Annotated in this window: 14 protein-coding genes, 2 pseudogenes and 1 riboswitch; of the genes and pseudogenes, 8 read left to right on the forward strand and 8 right to left on the reverse strand. The window is 52.6% G+C overall.

What is annotated here, in order from left to right:
• Positions 1-176 precede the first annotated feature (176 nt).
• The 4 genes and pseudogenes from AC4PCC_RS06925 to AC4PCC_RS06940 all read left to right on the forward strand — a co-directional run bounded on the left by AC4PCC_RS06925 (position 177) and on the right by AC4PCC_RS06940 (position 2,329).
• Positions 177-694: pseudogene (locus tag AC4PCC_RS06925) on the forward strand (DUF2778 domain-containing protein).
• Entirely contained in the window at positions 672-935 is a 264-nt protein-coding gene (locus AC4PCC_RS06930) for a hypothetical protein (RefSeq protein WP_492126846.1), read from the forward strand. Before AC4PCC_RS06925 ends, AC4PCC_RS06930 begins: the two are co-directional and overlap by 23 nt.
• 1 nt (position 936) lies before the next feature.
• A complete protein-coding gene (locus AC4PCC_RS06935; protein ID WP_492126847.1) occupies positions 937-1,188 on the forward strand; it encodes a type VI secretion system tube protein Hcp in 252 nt (83 codons plus the stop codon).
• Between the two features lie 247 nt (positions 1,189-1,435).
• Positions 1,436-2,329, forward strand: a pseudogene (locus AC4PCC_RS06940) (IS3 family transposase).
• 59 nt (positions 2,330-2,388) lie between these two features.
• On the opposite strand, the gene AC4PCC_RS06945 reads toward AC4PCC_RS06940, so the two are convergent.
• The 3 genes from AC4PCC_RS06945 to AC4PCC_RS06955 are packed head-to-tail and all read right to left on the reverse strand — an operon-like array spanning position 2,389 to position 7,217.
• Positions 2,389-2,883: a hypothetical protein gene (locus AC4PCC_RS06945; RefSeq protein WP_492126848.1), complete on the reverse strand. Its 495-nt coding sequence runs from the start codon at positions 2,881-2,883 to the stop codon at positions 2,389-2,391.
• Positions 2,880-4,901, reverse strand: coding sequence for a DUF3289 family protein (locus AC4PCC_RS06950; RefSeq protein WP_492126849.1), 2,022 nt, complete (start codon positions 4,899-4,901; stop codon positions 2,880-2,882). The genes AC4PCC_RS06945 and AC4PCC_RS06950 overlap by 4 nt, the downstream gene beginning before the upstream one ends.
• A 15-nt stretch (positions 4,902-4,916) precedes the next feature.
• Positions 4,917-7,217: a type VI secretion system Vgr family protein gene (locus tag AC4PCC_RS06955; RefSeq protein WP_492126850.1), complete on the reverse strand. Its 2,301-nt coding sequence runs from the start codon at positions 7,215-7,217 to the stop codon at positions 4,917-4,919.
• A 324-nt stretch (positions 7,218-7,541) separates the two neighbouring features.
• Positions 7,542-7,644: riboswitch (TPP riboswitch) on the forward strand.
• A 36-nt stretch (positions 7,645-7,680) separates the two neighbouring features.
• Here AC4PCC_RS06955 and AC4PCC_RS06960 point away from each other — a divergent pair.
• The 4 genes from AC4PCC_RS06960 to AC4PCC_RS06975 all read left to right on the forward strand — a co-directional run bounded on the left by AC4PCC_RS06960 (position 7,681) and on the right by AC4PCC_RS06975 (position 12,129).
• Positions 7,681-7,827 carry a hypothetical protein gene (locus AC4PCC_RS06960; protein ID WP_492126851.1) on the forward strand — a complete coding sequence of 49 codons (147 nt, stop codon included), beginning with the start codon at positions 7,681-7,683 and terminating at the stop codon, positions 7,825-7,827.
• Positions 7,824-8,624, forward strand: a complete 801-nt coding sequence (thiD, locus tag AC4PCC_RS06965; RefSeq protein WP_492126852.1) for a bifunctional hydroxymethylpyrimidine kinase/phosphomethylpyrimidine kinase — start codon at positions 7,824-7,826, stop codon at positions 8,622-8,624. The genes AC4PCC_RS06960 and thiD overlap by 4 nt, the downstream gene beginning before the upstream one ends.
• A gap of 152 nt (positions 8,625-8,776) precedes the next feature.
• Complete coding sequence (fbaB, locus tag AC4PCC_RS06970; RefSeq protein WP_067708539.1) at positions 8,777-9,829, forward strand: class I fructose-bisphosphate aldolase; 1,053 nt, start codon at positions 8,777-8,779, stop codon at positions 9,827-9,829.
• 236 nt (positions 9,830-10,065) lie between these two features.
• Positions 10,066-12,129, forward strand: a complete 2,064-nt coding sequence (locus AC4PCC_RS06975; protein WP_492126853.1) for an FUSC family protein — start codon at positions 10,066-10,068, stop codon at positions 12,127-12,129.
• Here AC4PCC_RS06975 and AC4PCC_RS06980 read toward each other — a convergent pair whose 3' ends face one another.
• From AC4PCC_RS06980 to baeS, 5 genes are all read right to left on the reverse strand, one after another.
• Positions 12,130-12,975: an SDR family oxidoreductase gene (locus tag AC4PCC_RS06980; RefSeq protein ID WP_492126854.1), complete on the reverse strand. Its 846-nt coding sequence runs from the start codon at positions 12,973-12,975 to the stop codon at positions 12,130-12,132.
• A 440-nt stretch (positions 12,976-13,415) separates the two neighbouring features.
• Entirely contained in the window at positions 13,416-14,318 is a 903-nt protein-coding gene (yegS, locus tag AC4PCC_RS06985) for a lipid kinase YegS (RefSeq protein WP_492126855.1), read from the reverse strand.
• Between the two features lie 241 nt (positions 14,319-14,559).
• The gene (gene trhP / locus AC4PCC_RS06990; protein ID WP_492126856.1) at positions 14,560-15,927 is read right to left on the reverse strand and encodes a prephenate-dependent tRNA uridine(34) hydroxylase TrhP; all 1,368 of its coding nucleotides are present in this window, start codon (positions 15,925-15,927) and stop codon (positions 14,560-14,562) included.
• 161 nt (positions 15,928-16,088) lie between these two features.
• Positions 16,089-16,796, reverse strand: a complete 708-nt coding sequence (gene baeR / locus AC4PCC_RS06995) for an envelope stress response regulator BaeR (protein WP_492126857.1) — start codon at positions 16,794-16,796, stop codon at positions 16,089-16,091.
• A gap of 22 nt (positions 16,797-16,818) precedes the next feature.
• Positions 16,819-18,204 (reverse strand): envelope stress sensor histidine kinase BaeS, encoded by a 1,386-nt coding sequence (baeS, locus tag AC4PCC_RS07000; protein WP_067708519.1) that lies wholly within the window; start codon positions 18,202-18,204, stop codon positions 16,819-16,821.
• Positions 18,205-18,234: the final 30 nt, after the last annotated feature.

Here is an 18,234-nt window from a genome sequence, read left to right on the forward strand (position 1 = left end):
ATTTCTTATAAAATCTTTATGATTCTTTTTTATTATTAAAAATGGAAAATAAAAACTGATTTAGCCTAAAAAGAGATTATAAAATGAGAGTTATGAAAATTAACTATTCATGTTGATCGTACAATAAATCATCTGTAGCATAATCACGCATTAAGTATAAGGATATGAGGTGATATATGGCATTACAAGGGAAGATGATTTTGAATGGTGCTGATTATGCCCCTTTCAATCTGTATGGTGTTGGTGTGTTTATAGCTTTTCTGGTAATGACATTTACCGAAACAAGGGGGCCTGCAGTGCCATTAAAGGTGATGGTCCATTACCACCGGGTAAATACTGGATTGTTGAGCGTGGTTCTGGAGGGTTCTTCTCAAAAAGAAAAGCAGAAATTCAGGATACATGGAATAAAATCCGTCATGGAGCTGCCTTTTGTCGTGATGAGTGGTTCGCCTTATACAAGGATGACTGGGGTATTGATGATGGAATCTGGATAGATGGTATTTACCGTGGGTTATTTAGGCTCCATCCGGGAACAGTATCCGAAGGGTGTATAACTATTGCACACAACTCAGATTACGCACTCATTAGAAATGCACTTCTTAATACTGCCCCGATACAAGTGCCTTGTATGCGTTCCCTTATGGCTCGTGGTTGGGTTGAGGTAGTCGCTAATGGCTCAAGCACTTGCCCGTAGGGCTGCAAAAACAGTATTTTTTATTATTATGATGATTGCTGTAGCTCGGATTCTTGGTAATCCTGAGATCTACATCAATCACATCCTTGCAAGTAAATTAGCTCTGCTTATTAGTGGCGATATAAATGCAGAGTCGATTTATGATGCTTATTTTTATCTCGATGTTGTCTCTGTCTTAATAATCACTACAGGGATATGCATAATAGCAATAAAACTACTCAGTAAAATAAGGAAAAAATAATATGCCAATTCCTCCGTATATGTGGCTTAAAGATGACGGCGGTGCAGGGCAAGAGGTTTGTTATTATACCCTGTTAATGGAAAGCGTAAAAATTACGGGTGTTAACTGTGGTGTGCCTAATGTTAAATTAGCGGGCAATGATAAAATGAATCACGTTGAAAGCGTCAGCTTACAGTATGAAAAAATAACCTGGCGAATTGTGGATGGCAATATCCAATATACTGATGCCTGGAATGAACGAGCAACAGCTTAAGAAGCCATAGCTAACAGAAGCAGCAGGAGCCTGTCTTACTTGCTGCTGATTCTACATCTCTCTCCCTGTTTTCCATATCAGATAAATGACTATTCATAACGTGCAAATTTTTCCCTCTCTCAAGCGCCAGTTCAGTGATGCGCCCTGATAAACATGCGTCAGCCGCCTGACGCTAAGCCGAATGATCTTACCCAGCAATAGTGGACACGCGACTAAGTGAGTAAACTCTCAACCAGAGGTAGCTCACATGACAAAATCCGTATCAACCAGTAAGAAGCCACCTAAGCAACATACGCCTGAATTTCGCAACGAAGCCCTGAAGCTTGCAGAACGCATCGGTGTCGCTGCCGCTGCCCGCGAACTCAGTCTGTATGAATCCCAGCTCTATAACTGGCGTAGCAAGCAGCAGAGCCAGGCAACGTCCTCTGAGCGAGAGTGTGAACAGGCAGCAGAGATTGCCCGCCTCAAACGCCTATTGGCGGAGAGGGACGAGGAGCTGGCCATTCTCCAAAAGGCCACGACATACTTCGCGAAGCGCATGAAATGAAGTATGTCTTTATCGAAAACCACCAGGCTGAATTTAGCATCAAAGCCCTGTGCCGGGTATTGCGCGTGGCCCGCAGTGACTGGCAGGCCTGGTGCAACCGGTGCCGGGTTATCAATGCGCATCAGCGCTTCAGGCAGGACTGCGACATTGCGGTCAGTGACGCCTTCACACAGGCGAAACAGCGCTACGGTGCGCCGCGCCTGGCAGATGAACTACGGGAGCAGGGTCTAACGTGTAACGTTAAAACCATCGCTTCCAGCCTGCGGCGGCAGGGGTTGCGTGCAAAGGCCTCCCGGCGGTTCAGCCCGGTCAGTTACAGTGAGCACGGGCTGCCGGTGTCAGAGAACCTGCTGAAGCAGGACTTCAGCGCCAGCGGTCCGAACCAGAAATGATGCGGTGACATCACGTACCTGCGCACAGAGCTTCTTCCATTCAATGAAAGTGGAATATGTTCACGGAGAACGTTTTGCCAGCCGGGGAATAATGCGGACAACGGTGTTTAATTATATCGAGTGTGATTACTATCGCTGGCGTCGCCATAGTGCCTGCGGTGGCCTCAGCCCGGAACAGTTCGAAAACCAGACCCTCGCTTAGTGCTGTGTCCACATTACGCGGGTAAGATCAAGGTGACAGAATGGCGTTTAAGCTAAGTTTCATGCTCTGGAGGGGAAGTACACATAAACAGGCTTACCATTTATTTCGTCTATAATTGCATCATCAAGAGTTGTTCTTCCTGAACTAATAAAAAACAATATATCATCTTTGGGTATACATTTCCCTCCCTTTAGCGCTCCTTTTAAACAAACCTGATTTTCACCTATCCAAAAATCAAGCTCAGCATTATCACTCGCTCGCTCCGGGTTGTTTTTTACAAGAACAATATCATCACATTTATTTGTAAGGGGCCGCCATTCGTTGATGATTTCATCTTTATTTTTGAGCCATATTCTTTTTTGTGCATAATGAGAGATTGGTGCGTTATCTACTAATATGACTGTGGATTTACATTCTTTCTCAGATCTAATTCGAAAGTCAATGTTTTGATAAACTTCTGCAATCTCTCCATGGCGAATGAAACATATGTAAGGGATGTATATAAAAAAACATATCACCATCGCTATAATGACCCTGGTCCAACGAGATGTCATTCCCTTCCCTCCATCCATACGTTAAAATTAGCTTCATTGATAAAAGGTTTAAAACCATAATTTCTATAGCGTTGTAATATGAACCAGGAGCAAAACCAAGGGGACAGTTCAAAAGTTTTCCCATTCATGTCACCAATATCCAGTCCGAAATGATCTTGTATCTTAAATGCCAGCCGTGCCTTAAAACTTTTACGACCAAAACCGCCAACTTCAATCTCCATGATCTCGAAACCATCAAGATATATCTTTGTTGAGTAGGTGTCATGGATTGTAATTCCAAGTCCATTGAACCAGTCTAAATCATCAAATTTTGGCAATTTTACTCTCGATGATATTTTCGCCGTCAGGCTATCTAAATCATCTTTAGATAATTGATTGAATTCATTATCATGAAGGATTTCTCGAATGATTTGTTTAATTGTATTCACGCATTTTTTTGTGGTTTCATGTTCCAGAAATGCCCTGTTAAGCAGTTCGTGTCGTAATACGCCCCCTTCATTTTTTCTGAATTTTTCAAGCATGATCTGGATAAGAGGTGCATATTCACCCCATGCCGTCCAGAAGGCCATACTGTCCATGCTGGCGAAGTGCTCATCCACCGTTTTGTTAAAATCAAACAGGTTGACCTTAAATTCCTTACCAAACAGGTTTACCCGATTCAGTTTCCCCTGCACCAGTATCTGTTCTTTGGTTAAATCACCGTATCGCATATCGTCAACGGTGAAATCATTCATTTTTTTGCTCTTACTACCGTTCGCGCTGTAATAAATAAGTCGACGATCTGCTTTGTGTAACTGGATCATCAGGCCGCGAGGGTCGAAATGCCAGACCAGGCCAGTTAACTCCTTCTGAGTGTCTTTGGGGAGTTTATCGAAGAACGATAGCGCCCTGGCATGTTCCTTCAGCGCAGCGTAACTCTCATCATTCATAGACTCAGGCAGCGAATCATTTGGTGCTTTCAGCCATGAAAAACGGGTATCAAACGATGCAAAATCCCACTCTAGTGGAAACTGACAGATAAACCGGGTAAAAACAGCATTCTGCTTTTCCAACGCTTTCTTTACTGTCGCCGAATTACACTGACCCTCTGGCGTCGTATCGTCATCAACAAGGGTCCAGCCTGCCCAGTCAGGGAAATCGGCATCCGTCCAGGTCTTCACCGCCGGGTACGAAACATCAACCCATCCTTCACCACCGGGGTAGGCCACACGTACCCACTCACTGTATGTTTCATGTCCGCTGACTGCTGCTGTGGGTTCGCAGATATAGTCCACAGCGATGGCCGTTTCCGCGACAGGTTGGTAGTTCTCTCCGACCTTATGCAGAGTCCGGGTTTTAGCGCCTTCGTGGATAATATAGAGCGCTTCTGTGGTGACGCTACAGGGGGATGCTGACAGTCCGTAAGGCGTACCTCCCTCATAAATGGCTGTGCCTTCAGGAAGTAAGAAATAGCGATTACCATAAGCGGGTTTTACTCTACCTGGGGAGGTAACATCCAGATGACCGTGGTCGCGTCCACACAGCATCTTCAGCATGTCGGAAGGACAACAAATCTGGAAATGGTAAGCGTTACCCCCACTGACCATGCCGGTTGTACCAATCACCTGGCCCCGTCTGATGGTTACACCGGCTTTACCCTGAATTTCGGGGCGAACTTGCTTCATGTGCATAGTCAGTGAGTAAAACACGCACGATACCGGGTCTTCTCCAATGAGCATTTCATGACGAATAAGCACGCATCCGTTATCCGTGCTGCCGTCATAATTCAGCGGTTTTGTATCACGTTTTTCAGAGGGCGCAGGATAGTTTGCATAAACAACCACACCATCAGCAACGGCTCTCAGTGGATTGGCTAAAGCGCCGGTATCGGTATGGGGAATATGAATGCCACCGTGCCATGACTCAACACCGTTTACCGGAAAGCCACGGAGCGGAACGACAGGCATTGTTCGCATTATCCATGCGGCGTACTCTTCATTGGCATTCCGGTGAAATAGTATAGGCGGTGAAATTTGCATCAGTGCGTTCCTTGCTTATGAAAATGAAAAAACGTCAGTGGTTACAGGATGCTCGCCCGCTTTTGTGGTTGAGGGGTAGTCCACAGGTAGGGCCGCAGACGCAGTCAGATGGGAACGCTTAATCTTACGCGTATAAGTCGTGTCAGTGCCGTATTCTATTTTCCCTTCTTCTATCTTCAGATAGCTGCCGCCACCGATTAACGTTACCCGTTTCTTCCCGGCAAACAAAATATCACCCATGGCAGTGATACTGAGTTTCTGTTCTGCACTCAGGTGCATTTCGCCATTCTGCACCTGCACTTCCACCGGGCCTTCGCTGGCAATGACGCTGAGTTTTCCGGTACGGGCAAACAGACCCAGTTTCTCGCCTGCCATGATGGTGGTGTTCCCCATCGAACCGGTGCTGATATCGCCTCCTGCATTGACGGCAATATTTTTTGCTGCGGTAAGCTGCATATGCTCACCGCTGGTAAACGCCACGCCCTCCGGCCCGTGGAAATGAATCATCCCGTTAAGCGGCTTCAGTCGTTCATTAAACATCGCTATCTGGCTGGCGATATCCGCTTCCAGCGCCTGCGCCTGTTCCGCTGCTGCGGCCAGCGCCTGGAGCTGACTCTGACAGACCTCTATTTCCTTCAGCGCGGTTTCCCTATCCAGCACTTCACCTGCTGCTCTGGCCTGCCCGTCTGCGGTAATGAACAGCCCCTTTGCCACGCGGATAACGCCATATTCATCGGTACGCAGTTCAAAACCGGAGCCTCGGGGTTTGCCCTGTTCGTCAGTAATATGGCCCTGACTGAGTTGTGAAGCGCCATACGGAGTGGTCAGCGCAATATGCTCTTTACCGCGCAGGTCCTCCATTCGCAGCTCATTACTCCCTGCGGTGCGCAGAATGTTCTGGCTGCGGTTGTCACGGGTAACGATGTCGGCGTGCTCTGAATCATGGAAAGCATTCGCAATATAAGGGCGGTCCGGGTCACCATTATGAAATGCCACGCCCACTTCAGTGCCGTCGACAAGCGGCATATGCCAGCCATGCTCATTCCCGGCCACGGGCATCATCATGCGCAGCCACGGATAAGCGAATCCTGGTTCACACTCTTCCAGATTGAAGTCCATCCGTACCCGGTAACGCCCTGACTCGTCAGGATGCGCGTACGGATCATGTTTTTCACGGCTCTCCACGCGGCCCGGTATCGTTCCGTGGATCTCAGGACGAGGAATTTTAGCAGGACGAAAACAGTATTCCTCCCGGTACGGCATTCCCCATACCGAAACATACAGACGCGTGTCCCGCGAACCACGATACGATGTGAAGACGATAATCACCCCGTCGTTAAGGTCGTGCAGGTTTGCGCCAGCGGGGTCAATCACCCTCCCCGGGCTCAGCCAGTGAGCATTGCTGAACAGGTGTAGATAAGCGGATTTATTCAGCTCGCGCTCATGGCGGATACGGGTATAAAAGGCACCACTTTCAGTTTCAGGCTCCGGGTCCGAATCCTCTCCGGCGTTAAGATAGGGTTCGCTATAACGGTAATGCCCGCCTGTTGTAACGGCTGGAGAACGTACTGAGACAGCAACATCCATTGGCTCCGGTTCTGTACGATGATTGTAATCACGGGCCGACACTTTTCCCGTCACCACGTTATGCCAGGTACGCACGCCCCAGCAGCAGAGTTCCGCGCCATCATACAGTCCGGAAGGTTCATGATATGGCAGGGTACCGTTAAAGATATAGTGAAGCTGGCTGTCCCCGAAGACCGTAACATCAAGCTCTGTGACGTCGTTCATCTCCTGACGGAACCAGATGCCTGCCTCAGACAGGATGCGCTGAATAAACTGCAGGTCGGTTTCCCGCCACTGGGTTATCAGTTCACGAACCGGATAGTGCCGGGAAAGCGTAAACTCAAAATCCGCCCCCTCCAGCCCGTGTGAACGCAGCACCTGTTCCACCACCTCAGGTACAGAGAGATTCTGGTAAATGGCGCAGCGCCGGGAACGGGAGAGCAGGGCAAGACGTGATTCCAGAGTAACAGCATAATGAGACGTGTCAGTACTGGTGGAGAGCCATTCAAAGCCGGTAATAATGCCATGAACAACTTTGCCGCTTCGTATATGGAAACTGCCGTATTTCAGCAGGACATCTTCTCCGTGAACGTGCTGTGAGGTGGTGAATTCAATACGCCATGAGAAAGGTCTGCTCAGGCATTCTGTGCCGCGAAAACGGAGTATGTCGGGCGTGATCGGGCTGCCATTTATAGCAAGAGTGTAGTAGGAGAGCGATGCATTGCCTGATGCCGTTGTATCCGTCAACATGGTGCCATCCTGTCTGGTTATCCGGTCATGTCCGAATAGAGAAAAAACCCTTTAATCTATGATGGTATTGTCTGTATTTTAAACATAAAAAGCAAGGGGTTGGTAGGATACTGGCCGCGAAATCAAATATGATTTGCAGTGGTAATTACCGTACCTTTTAGTGGTTTACTGAATTTGGCCACCTGAAAAGTGATAAATGGTGTGATAAAACTGGTATAGAACTGTGATAATCTTCTTATGCGTAAGGCGATGCGGTTGGGCATCTGGACACAGGCTTGTGCCAGCAAGCCACTTACCATAAAGCTTACAAGAAATTAAGTAATTGTTAATGACTCGGGGTGCCGTTTCTTTCCAAAGAAAGGGCTGAGAAAAACCCGTCGAACCTGAACTGGATAATGCCAGCGGAGGGAAGTCAGATGCCTGAGCGCATTCGCCTTCCTGCCTGCTGGCTGGGAGCGCGATAATGAACCAATCTTACACCTGTGTTGCGGGCGAACCCGTCGCCTCATTTCTCCTGTTCCCCCTGCGCCTGCCGCGTATTTCCTGCCTGAATCAGGATGCCGCATCTGACGCTGTCGTCCGCCTGTCGCCCGCCGGGGAGGTTGCATGAAGCGCATTAATGCACTGACGATTGCCGGAACCGATCCCAGCGGCGGGGCCGGTATTCAGGCCGATCTGAAAACCTTTTCGGCTCTTGGCGCCTATGGCACCAGCGTGGTTACCGCGCTGGTGGCGCAAAATACCTGTGGCGTGCAGTCGGTAATGCGCGTTGATGCGGACTTTGTGGCCGCGCAGCTCAGCTCGGTGCTGACGGATGTGCGCATCGACAGCGTAAAAATCGGCATGCTGGCGGACAGCGACATTGTCGAGGTGGTGGCGAAGGCGCTTCGCGCGGCAGATATGCGCTGGACGGTGCTGGATACGGTGATGCTGGCGAAAAGCGGTGATGCGCTGCTTACCCCTCGCGCCGTTGCCACGCTGCGTCAGAGCCTGCTGCCACACGTATCATTGATCACGCCGAACCTGCCCGAGGCGGCTGCGCTGCTGGAATGCGATATCGCCAGCACTGAGAGCGAAATGCGGCAACAGGGCAGGGCGCTGCTGGCGCTGGGCTGTCAGGCGGTGTTGATAAAGGGCGGCCACCTGCACGATAGCGAAAGCCCCGACTGGCTGCTGACTTCGCAGGGCGAACAGCGTTTTACCGCGCCCCGGGTGCCTGGACGCAATACGCACGGCACGGGCTGTACGCTTTCAGCGGCACTGGCGGCGCTTCGCCCTCGTCATGATGACTGGAGCGCCACCATGCAGGAGGCGCGGCAGTGGCTTCAGGGCGCGCTGGAGCAGGCCGATACGCTGGAAGTCGGCCACGGCGCAGGCCCGGTACACCACTTTTATCGCTGGTGGTAGGGAGTGGCAATTTATGAGTACTGGGATCGTTCTGAAAAATGGAGTCAGCAATTTGCATTAGCAGACTGAAAGGGTCCAGGATGGTGGGTGTATGAAATCCACGCAGAGGGCGAAAGCCGTTCGCCCTTTCACACGATCGATCAGGAGCTAACATGTTGGATATTGCACAGTTACTGGGTAAAGAAGCGGACTCTCTGTTACAGCACCGCTGTATGACCATTCCCGCGGAGAGTCTTTACCTGCCGGGCGCGGATTATGTTGATCGCGTGATGATTGATAACAATCGTTCTCCTGCCGTTCTGCGCAATATGCAAACGCTCTACAATACCGGCCGTCTGGCCGGGACCGGCTATCTCTCGATCCTGCCGGTGGATCAGGGAGTGGAGCATTCGGCGGGTGCCTCATTTGCCGCCAATCCACTCTATTTTGATCCGAAAAACATTGTTGAACTGGCCATTGAAGCAGGCTGCAACTGCGTGGCCTCAACCTATGGCGTGCTGGCCTCCGTTTCGCGACGCTATGCACACCGTATTCCCTTTATGGTGAAACTTAACCATAACGAAACCTTAAGCTATCCCACCCAGTACGATCAGACGCTCTACGCCAGTGTGGATCAGGCCTTTAATTTGGGCGCCGTTGCCGTGGGAGCAACCATCTATTTTGGTTCTGAGCAGTCGCGCCGCCAGCTGGAGGAGATTTCAGCGGCCTTTGAGCGTGCTCACGAGCTGGGCATGGTGACGGTGCTGTGGGCCTATCTGCGTAATAATGACTTTAAGAAAGACGGGGTCGATTACCACGCCAGCGCCGATCTGACCGGACAGGCCAATCATCTGGCAGCCACCATCGGTGCGGATATTGTTAAGCAGAAAATGGCTGAAAATAACGGCGGCTACAACGCCGTTAAGTTTGGCTCTACCGATGAGCGCGTTTACAGCAAGCTGACCAGCGATAATCCTATCGATCTGGTGCGTTATCAGTTGGCCAACTGCTATATGGGTCGCGCCGGGCTCATTAACTCGGGCGGTGCATCGGCAGGCGAAACGGATACCGCAGAGTCGGTGCGCACGGCGGTGATTAATAAACGTGCAGGCGGTATGGGACTGATTCTTGGACGTAAGGCGTTTAAGAAGTCGATGAAGGATGGCGTCGCGCTGATTAACGCCGTGCAGGATGTTTACCTGGCAAAAGATATCACCATCGCATAACGCTTATCAGGTGATTGCGACAGTGAAAAAATGGAGATAGCTCATCGGGCTATCTCCAACACCTGAGGGGCATTCCGGCAGCGTCCGGGCGCCTGAACCGACGTTTCTCAGTGCGCAGGCGGAGGAACTTGTCCTTTCATTATTTTGTTACACACTTGCGCGTAGCTAACGGCACTACTCTGCATCCGGACAGGATAAAATAGTGTTTTAGCACTTCGCGAGCCGTTGATAAAACGATGAAATGGTTAACAAAAAATGCGCTTTTGTTTGCAGCTAAAACCTGCGCCGCGGCATTTTTAGCGTTATATATTGCACTTGAATTAAACCTGGATAAGCCCGCCTGGGCGATGGTCTCGGTTTACGTCATATCACAGCTCTACTCCGCCTCCACCCTGTCAAAAGCGCTGTTTCGCTTCCTGGGGACCGTGCTGGGCGGCATCTTCATTTTCCTTGTCTACCCGATCACCGTCACCCATCCGCTGCTGTTCAGCCTCAGCGTATCGCTCTGGGTCGCCTGCTGTCTTTACCTTTCGCTTCATGACAGAACGCCAAAAAGCTACGTCTTTATGCTGGCGGGATACAGTGCCGCCATCATGGGCTTTGCCGATGTCACTACGCCGCTCTCCATTACCTATACCGTTATCTCGCGTGTCGAAGAGATTACCGTGGCAATTGTTTGCAGCAGCCTGATTCATATGCTGGTTTTTCCGGTACGCATGCGCGATCTGCTGGAAAATAGCGTCGGTAACTGGTTTGAAAGCGCAAAGAAGCTGTGCAATGAGCTGCTCACGACCGAATCGAAAGAACGCCCGCCGGAAAGGGAACATATTCTGGTGCAGATGGCGAACTATCCGCTGGCCGTTGAAACGCTGATTACTCACTGCGTCTACGAGGGAGACTCAGCCCGCAGGCTTATCCGGCTGGTCAGCGCGCAGTACCAGCACCTTTCTTACCTGATCCCCACCCTGACCGCGATTGAAAAACGCCTCAGCCTGCTGGCGGAACAGGGGATTGCCTTTCCTGATTTCGTCAGTGCCTCCTTTAGTCATTTTCTTAGCTGGCTCAACAGCCCGGAGCAGGGCCAAAGTGCCGTGGCGATACGCGAGAATATTGGCGATTCACAGGAAAGAATTCAGGCGCAGTACGCCGCTGGGGAAATGAGTGCGGAAGAGGCGTTGTTGCTGACGGGTCTGATGGAGCGGCTGCTCAACTTTGTGCGCATTACCGAATCCTGGTTTGGCGCCAAAGAACGCGTCAGCCAGCTGGGGAATGAGAAAAAACGCGGCAGCGTTAAGCTGATACGCAAGCATGCCGACAAGGGTCTGATCCTGCTCTCCTCATTTACCGCCTTTGCCGCCACCATGATTGGCTGCCTGTTCTGGATAGGTACCGGCTGGAAAGATGGTGCGACCGCGCCGATGATGGCTGCCGTGGTCTGCTCCTTTTTCGCCTCGCAGGACAGTCCCATTGCCTCAATGAAGGTCTTTCTTAAGGGCGTGCTGTTCGCCATAGTTATCAGCATCGTCTACGTGGGGATCTTTATTCCGATGGCCACCAGCTGGGAGGCGCTGATTATCTGCCTCGCACCTGGCCTGATGGTACTCGGGCTGATCATCGCTAACCCCTCCACCAATTTTATCGGGCTGATTATCGCCACCCAGATCCCTGGCTTTATTGGGATGACCCATCATCTCAAGCCGGATCTGCTGTCGATTATTAACGCATCAATTTCGACCGTAGTGGGTATCGTACTGGCGGTTGTCGTCACGGCGATTATCCGCAATAAAAGACCGGCATGGTCGGCCCGTCGCGTATTGCGCCGGGGAATAAAGGAGCTGCTACAGTTTACGACGGAAATTAAAATTAACGCCTCGTCGCTGCTATCACGTCAGCAATATGTCGCCAGCATGGTAGATAAAATTAATATTATTTTGCCGAGAAATAAGGTTGATCCGACTCCCGGCGTGGCGCTGGGGGGAAATTTGATCACGGAAATCTGGCTGGGCGTAAACTGCTATGACTTTTATGCTCGCCATCAGCAGCTGCTAAAGGAGAAGGGCGTGGAAGCGGATGGGGTGATGTCTGAAATTAATGACTATTTTAAAAAGCGGCTGCGGAATATTTACCTTGAGCCGCCACAGCATTTGCTTCACGAGCTGGATCGGCAGCTGATAAAAACAGAGGCGCTGTGTCGCGCAGACATCCAGCTGTTTAGCCCGCTGTTTTACCTGTTTAATATCCGGCTGGCGCTCTACCCGACGCTCAGGTGGCCCGGAAACCGCCTGAGCGTGGCAGAGTAGCTATTTGCCGTTAGGGGTTTCCGGCGACATCTGGTATGCCGTTTCGACCTCTTCACTGCGTTTGCTGTCCGTATGCTGCTGACGGGACCATACCGCATCCATCTGCTGTTTGGTCCCTTCCTCTAATTCAGTGGGGACAACGTTGCGATAGCGGGTAATTTCCTCCTTCACGACGTTGACGGTCAGGGCATAGACATGCTCCGGGTCGTACTGTTCGTGTGGGAAGGCAATTTTTGCATAGTCAAAGACGGCGGGCTCATCTTTCTTCCAGCGCTGCCAGGTTTCAAACATACGGTCATTAAAGCCGGTTAAAATGGGACCCGGGTTAATGGTAGCGACGTTAACATTGAACTCTTTCAGCTCTTTGAACAGCGCTTCTGCAAAGGCTTCAAGCGCATGCTTGGAGGCAGAATAAGCACCTGCGAAGGGGTCTGTGGTGATACCCGCGACGGATGACATAAAGATTATCCTGCCGGACTTTCTTGCCACAAATTTTCTGGCGAAAAGCTGGGTCAGTAAGATAGTACCGAAGACGTTAACCTCGAACTGCTTACGCAGGTTCTCTTCGGGGATATCGACAACCGCGCCTCCTTCAGAAATACCCGCATTGTTGAGCAGAATATCAATGTCCCAGCGGGAGGCCGCCAGCCTGTCATCGGCATCGGAGATGTCGAGTTTTTCAACGCGGAGCGCCACATTTTTTTTCGCAGCCTCTTGTTTAAGCGTGAAAACCTGGGCTTCGATCTCTACGGCGGCAATCACGTTAAAGCCGGAAGCGGCGAGTCTGAATGCCACTTCTTTACCAAAACCGGTGCCCGCGCCTGTAATTAGAATATTCTTACTCATATCGTTCCCCTGTTTTATTGCAAAGGGGTAAGTGTAGGCGCTATTTTATTTTCTGCCACCACGTAATCTAAGCCCAAAACGGCTTTATATAACAATATCTATATTATTATGCTGATAAAATTCCGGCGGGTTTACAGGTTACGGAGAAGGGAAATCAAATAAAGACGTCAGGATTTAAAATATAGCCGTGGTATTGAATAATATTATTTCGGGTGTCTGAATGTTCCCGAATGTGTGGTCAATAGCCTTACCAAACAGGGCCACAGCTTAAGACGGGGCGATAAGCAGGCTGCCGACGTGAGCTGGCATCGCATATTTATGGGCAGCCGTTTAAATAAGCGAACGGCTGTCCATAAGACGTGCAGGCTAAATTGCTGTACCCGCTCCTGTTATACGCGCAGCAGGAATACGCGACAACGGGGAGCGGTTTACACAGCGCGTCAGGCCAGCAGTTCGCAGGACGGCGGCAGGCGACAGTTAATGACGCCGGGGAGCACGTCAATGCGGAAGGTCGTACCGCTCAGCGGCTCGCCGTCCAGGTTAAAGGTCATCTCATGCGGCGCGGTGATTTCCAGCCACGGCAGCGAGGCGCGGATAATATTGGGGTTCTCATCGTCACCGCCGATAACCGAATTGAGCAGCGTGGGCAGGATCTCTTTCGAGGTGAAAATACTCAGCTCCAGCTTGCCATCGTTGATCAGCGCCGCAGGACACAGCCGCTGCCCCCCGCCTGCCTGGCGTCCGTTACCAATGCCAATCACCAGCGCATCGCCCTGCCAGTGAAAGTCGGGGCCGCTCAGTTCGCAGCTGTCTGCTTTCAGGGCATCCATTCGGGTCAGGCCGTGAATAAAGTAGGAGACGCCGCCAAGGGCCGATTTCAGCTTTGCGGGCGTTTCCGTGGTGATGCGCGCGCCAAAGCCGCCGGTGGCCATGTTGATAAAGTAGCGGGACTGATTAACCCGCGCCAGGTCGATTGGCGTTGCTTTGCCAACAATGGCCAGGCGTACGGCATTCTCCATTTCGTCAGGGATCCCGGCGCTGGTGGCAAAGTCATTTGCGGTGCCAAGCGGGATAATGCCCAGTACTGGACGCTGCGCGGCATCCAGCCCGGCCAGCGCGGTGGCGATTTCATTTATCGTGCCGTCGCCGCCGCCCGCCACGACGGTGGTCGCCTTAAGATCGACCGCCTCTCTGACGTAGCGCTCACCATCCCCGTACTCCCAGGTCACCCGGACTTCTATCGGCACACCTTCTTTACGGAGGGTTTCAATAGCGTCGCGGAGGGCAATATTTCCCGCACCTTTGCCGTTGAGAATCATCAGCGTAAGCGAATGTTTATCCATATTTTTTATCTCATCAGTCTGGCCAGAGGCCGCAGTTGCATCAGTTATAGCATATCCGCCGCCGCCGGGATAAGGAGCAGTCCGAAACCTGAAAAAAAGAAAAGCCCGCCGGGGGGAGCCAGACGGGCTGAAGAGGTGGTTCCTGGTCAATACTGCTGTTTAGAATTACTCATTTTAAGCAGCCCGCATTATAACGACTTAGCGCAGCGGGGAGTGTGACCGGATTCTAATAAAAGTTACCTCAGGTAACAATTTGCTCCTCGGCGACCGCCGGGGTTCCACCCAGGTTGCGCATCAGCAGGGCATACGCGAGATCGACCTCTTCCGGCACCGGGATCCAGACAAAGTGGCCGTTGCCCGGCGCAACCTGTACCGGCTGCGCACTTTTATTTTCCATTTCCGCCAGGCTGAATGTGACGTTCCCCTGCGGGGTCATCATTTCCAGGCTGTCGCCCACGCTGAACCGATTTTTGACATCCACCCGCGCCAAATTGCCGCGACGCTCGCCGGTGAATTCACCGACAAACTGCTGGCTGTCAGAGGCCGAATAGCTGCGGTCATAGGTCTGATAACTGTCATGGCGGTGGCGGCGCAGAAAACCTTCGGTGTAACCCCGGTGCGCCAGGCACTCCAGCGTTTCAAGTAGCGAGGGGTCGAACGGTTTCCCGGCGGCGGCGTCATCAATGGCGCGGCGATAAACCTGAGCAGTGCGGGCGCAGTAGTAGAAGGATTTGGTACGGCCTTCGATTTTAAGTGAGTGGATGCCCATTTGCGTCAGGCGTTCAACGTGTGCCACCGCGCGCAAATCTTTGGAATTCATAATGTAGGTGCCGTGCTCATCCTCGAAGGCGGTCATATACTCGCCCGGGCGCATCGCCTCTTCCAGCGTGAAGACCTTATCGGTTGGCTGCCCCTCGCCCAGCACCGGCTCCACGTTGCGCACCGGAATGGGCTGATGCTGATGTACGATAGCGCCCGTCTCATCCTCTTTGGCTTCCTGCACCTTGTACTCCCAGCGGCAGGCGTTGGTGCAGGTTCCCTGGTTTGGGTCGCGCTTATTGATATAGCCAGAGAGCAGGCAGCGCCCGGAATAGGCCATACAGAGCGCACCGTGGACAAATATTTCCAGCTCCATCTCCGGTACCTGCTGGCGAATTTCAGCAATCTCTTCCAGCGACAGCTCGCGCGAAAGGATCACCCGGGTCAGCCCCATCTGCTGCCAGAATTTTACCGTGGCCCAGTTCACCGCATTTGCCTGTACCGACAGGTGAATATCCATCTGCGGAAACGCGTCGCGCACCAGCATGATCAGGCCGGGATCGGACATGATCAGCGCATCCGGCCCCATCTCCACCACCGGTTGCAGATCGCGAATAAAGGTTTTCAGCTTGGCATTGTGCGGCGCAATATTGACCACCACGTAGAATTTTTTACCCTGTGCGTGCGCTTCGCTGATGCCAATGGCCAGGTTTTCATGGGTAAATTCATTATTGCGCACGCGCAGGCTATAGCGTGGCTGGCCTGCATACACTGCGTCTGCACCGTACGCGAAGGCGTAGCGCATATTTTTCAGCGTACCGGCAGGGGAAAGCAGTTCCGGTTTGAACATGGTTGGATCCAGTCTGAGGTCAGAAATTCGTCGGGAAAGCGGCGTCGGGCCGCCTGTTGGATGGCCTGACAAAATGTGCGGGGATTGTAAAAGCTGGAGGGGGTAATGTAAATGGCGCCAGATCAAAGGTTGCGCGTCAACCTGGCGTCAGGCCACAGGGGTCAGATCAAACGGCCCGCATCCGCTTCCCAGCGGTAACCCATCCCGTAAACCGCGCGAATAAACGGCTGATCGGCGTCCAGCGCCTCCAGCTTGCGGCGCAGATTTTTGATATGGCTGTCAATGGTGCGGTCGGTCACCACCCGATAGTCATCATACAGCTGATTAAGCAGCTGCTCGCGCGTGAAGACCTGCCCCGGGGCCTGCGCCAGCGTCTTTAGCAGGCGAAATTCAGCGGGCGTCAGATCCAGCATGCTGTTATTCCAGCTGGCCTGGAAGCGGCCTTCATCAATCACCAGCAGCGAGGCCTGCTGGATCTCTTCCGGCGTACGCTGGCAGCGCCGCAGGATGGTTTTGACCCGCGCCACCACTTCGCGTGGGCTGAAGGGCTTACAGATATAATCATCCGCTCCAATTTCAAGCCCGAGCAGGCGATCAATTTCCTCAGATTTGGCGGTGACCATCATAATCGGCAGCTCGGTGAAGCGGCGCAGCTCGCGGCACAGCGTCAAGCCGTCAACCCCGGGCAGCATCAGATCCAGCAGGATCATATCGGGGGGCGTGCGCCTTACCCACTCCAGCACCTCGTCGCCGCGCAAAATATGATGGGTGCGGTAATTGGCTGCCTGTAGGTAGTCCACCAGCAGCTGGCCCAGTTTAGGCTCGTCTTCAACCACTAAAATTAGCGGGTCTTGCTGTTCCTGATTCATAGCATCCTGCGGGGAAGAGGGTTCAGTTATCATGATAGGGTAAGTGTACCGTAATTTTCACGCCGCCCGCATCTGCGTGATCGGCCATAATGCGGCCATCATGCGCTTCAACAATATTCTGACAGATAGCCAGGCCCAGGCCCGAGCCACCGCTGGCGCGATTGCGCGAACTTTCGGCGCGGTAGAAACGCGCGAATATCTGCTGGCGCTGCTCGTCGGTAATGCCGGGAGGGGTATCCTCAAACTGCACAATTCGCTGGCCCGGCAGGCTGCTGACGCTGATGGTCAGGCCGCCGCCCGCGTCGGTGTAGCGCAGGCTGTTCTCAATCAGGTTGGTCATCAGCTGCATCAGCCGATCGGGATCGCCAAACAGCGGGGCCTGCTCCGGCAGCCGGAGCGTCAGGGTCAGGCCGTGCGCGCTGAAGCGGCTGGTGAAGTTGCTCGCGACCAGCTCCAGCAGCGGCACCAGGTCAGTTTTACATTTGCGATAGGCCAGCGCCCCTTCATCCGAGAGCGAGAGCTGATGGACATCATCCACCAGCTTGGTGAGGGTAGCCACTTCTCCCTGTAGCGAGACGATGGATGCCGGCGTCAGCTGACGCACGCCGTCCTGTATCGCCTCCAGTTCGCCGCGCAGAATCGCCAGCGGGGTGCGCAGCTCATGGGAGATGTCGGCCATAAAGGCCCGGCGCATGCTTTCGTTTTTTTCCAGCGTACCGGCCAGTCGGTTAAAGTCCTGCCCCAGCCGGCCCAGTTCGTCGCGGCTGCTGGCCTGTACGCGGCTGGAAAAATCCCCGGCCGCCAGGCGGTGCGTACCTTCCACCAGCCGTTTGACCGGAGCCAGCAGTCCGCGCGACATCAGCCAGGTGACCAGCGCTGCCAGCAGCATGGTCAGGCCAACGATAATCCAGCTGGTGCGTTTCTGCTGCTGCTCAAAGTTGATATCGGCGCTGCGGGTCAGCCGCTCCGGGGGCGAACCTATGACCCAGCCGACAATATGCCCGTCGCTGGTGGTGATATTGCGGCGCGTGCCCTCCGGCGGTATCGGTCCGCGTGGGCCAATCATCACGTGATACTGCTGATCGATAATCCAGAACGGCGTTCGCCAGCCGTGCGGGGGCAGGTGAGTGCTGGCATCCGGATTCTGCTCCAGCGAGTGCAGGATCTGGAAGACCAGCTTGTTGTTATGGCGAAGAAAATCCCAGTTGCCGTGCTGCTCATACTGATCGGAGAGCGCATCGCTCAGCATCACCAGCCGCTGCTCGTTGCCTTTCTTGATATAGTCAATAAAGCCATGCTCAAAGCTAAGCCTCACCCCCAGGTGCATGGTTGCCACCACCAGCAGGCAGGTTGAAAATATTGCGGCAAACAGCTTGGCGGTTATGCCGATACGTAACTTCGTGAACATCACGGTCTCCTCCTGCGATCCAGCCGCACA

The sequence above is a fragment of the Erwinia sp. L03-1 genome, assembly GCF_058686115.1.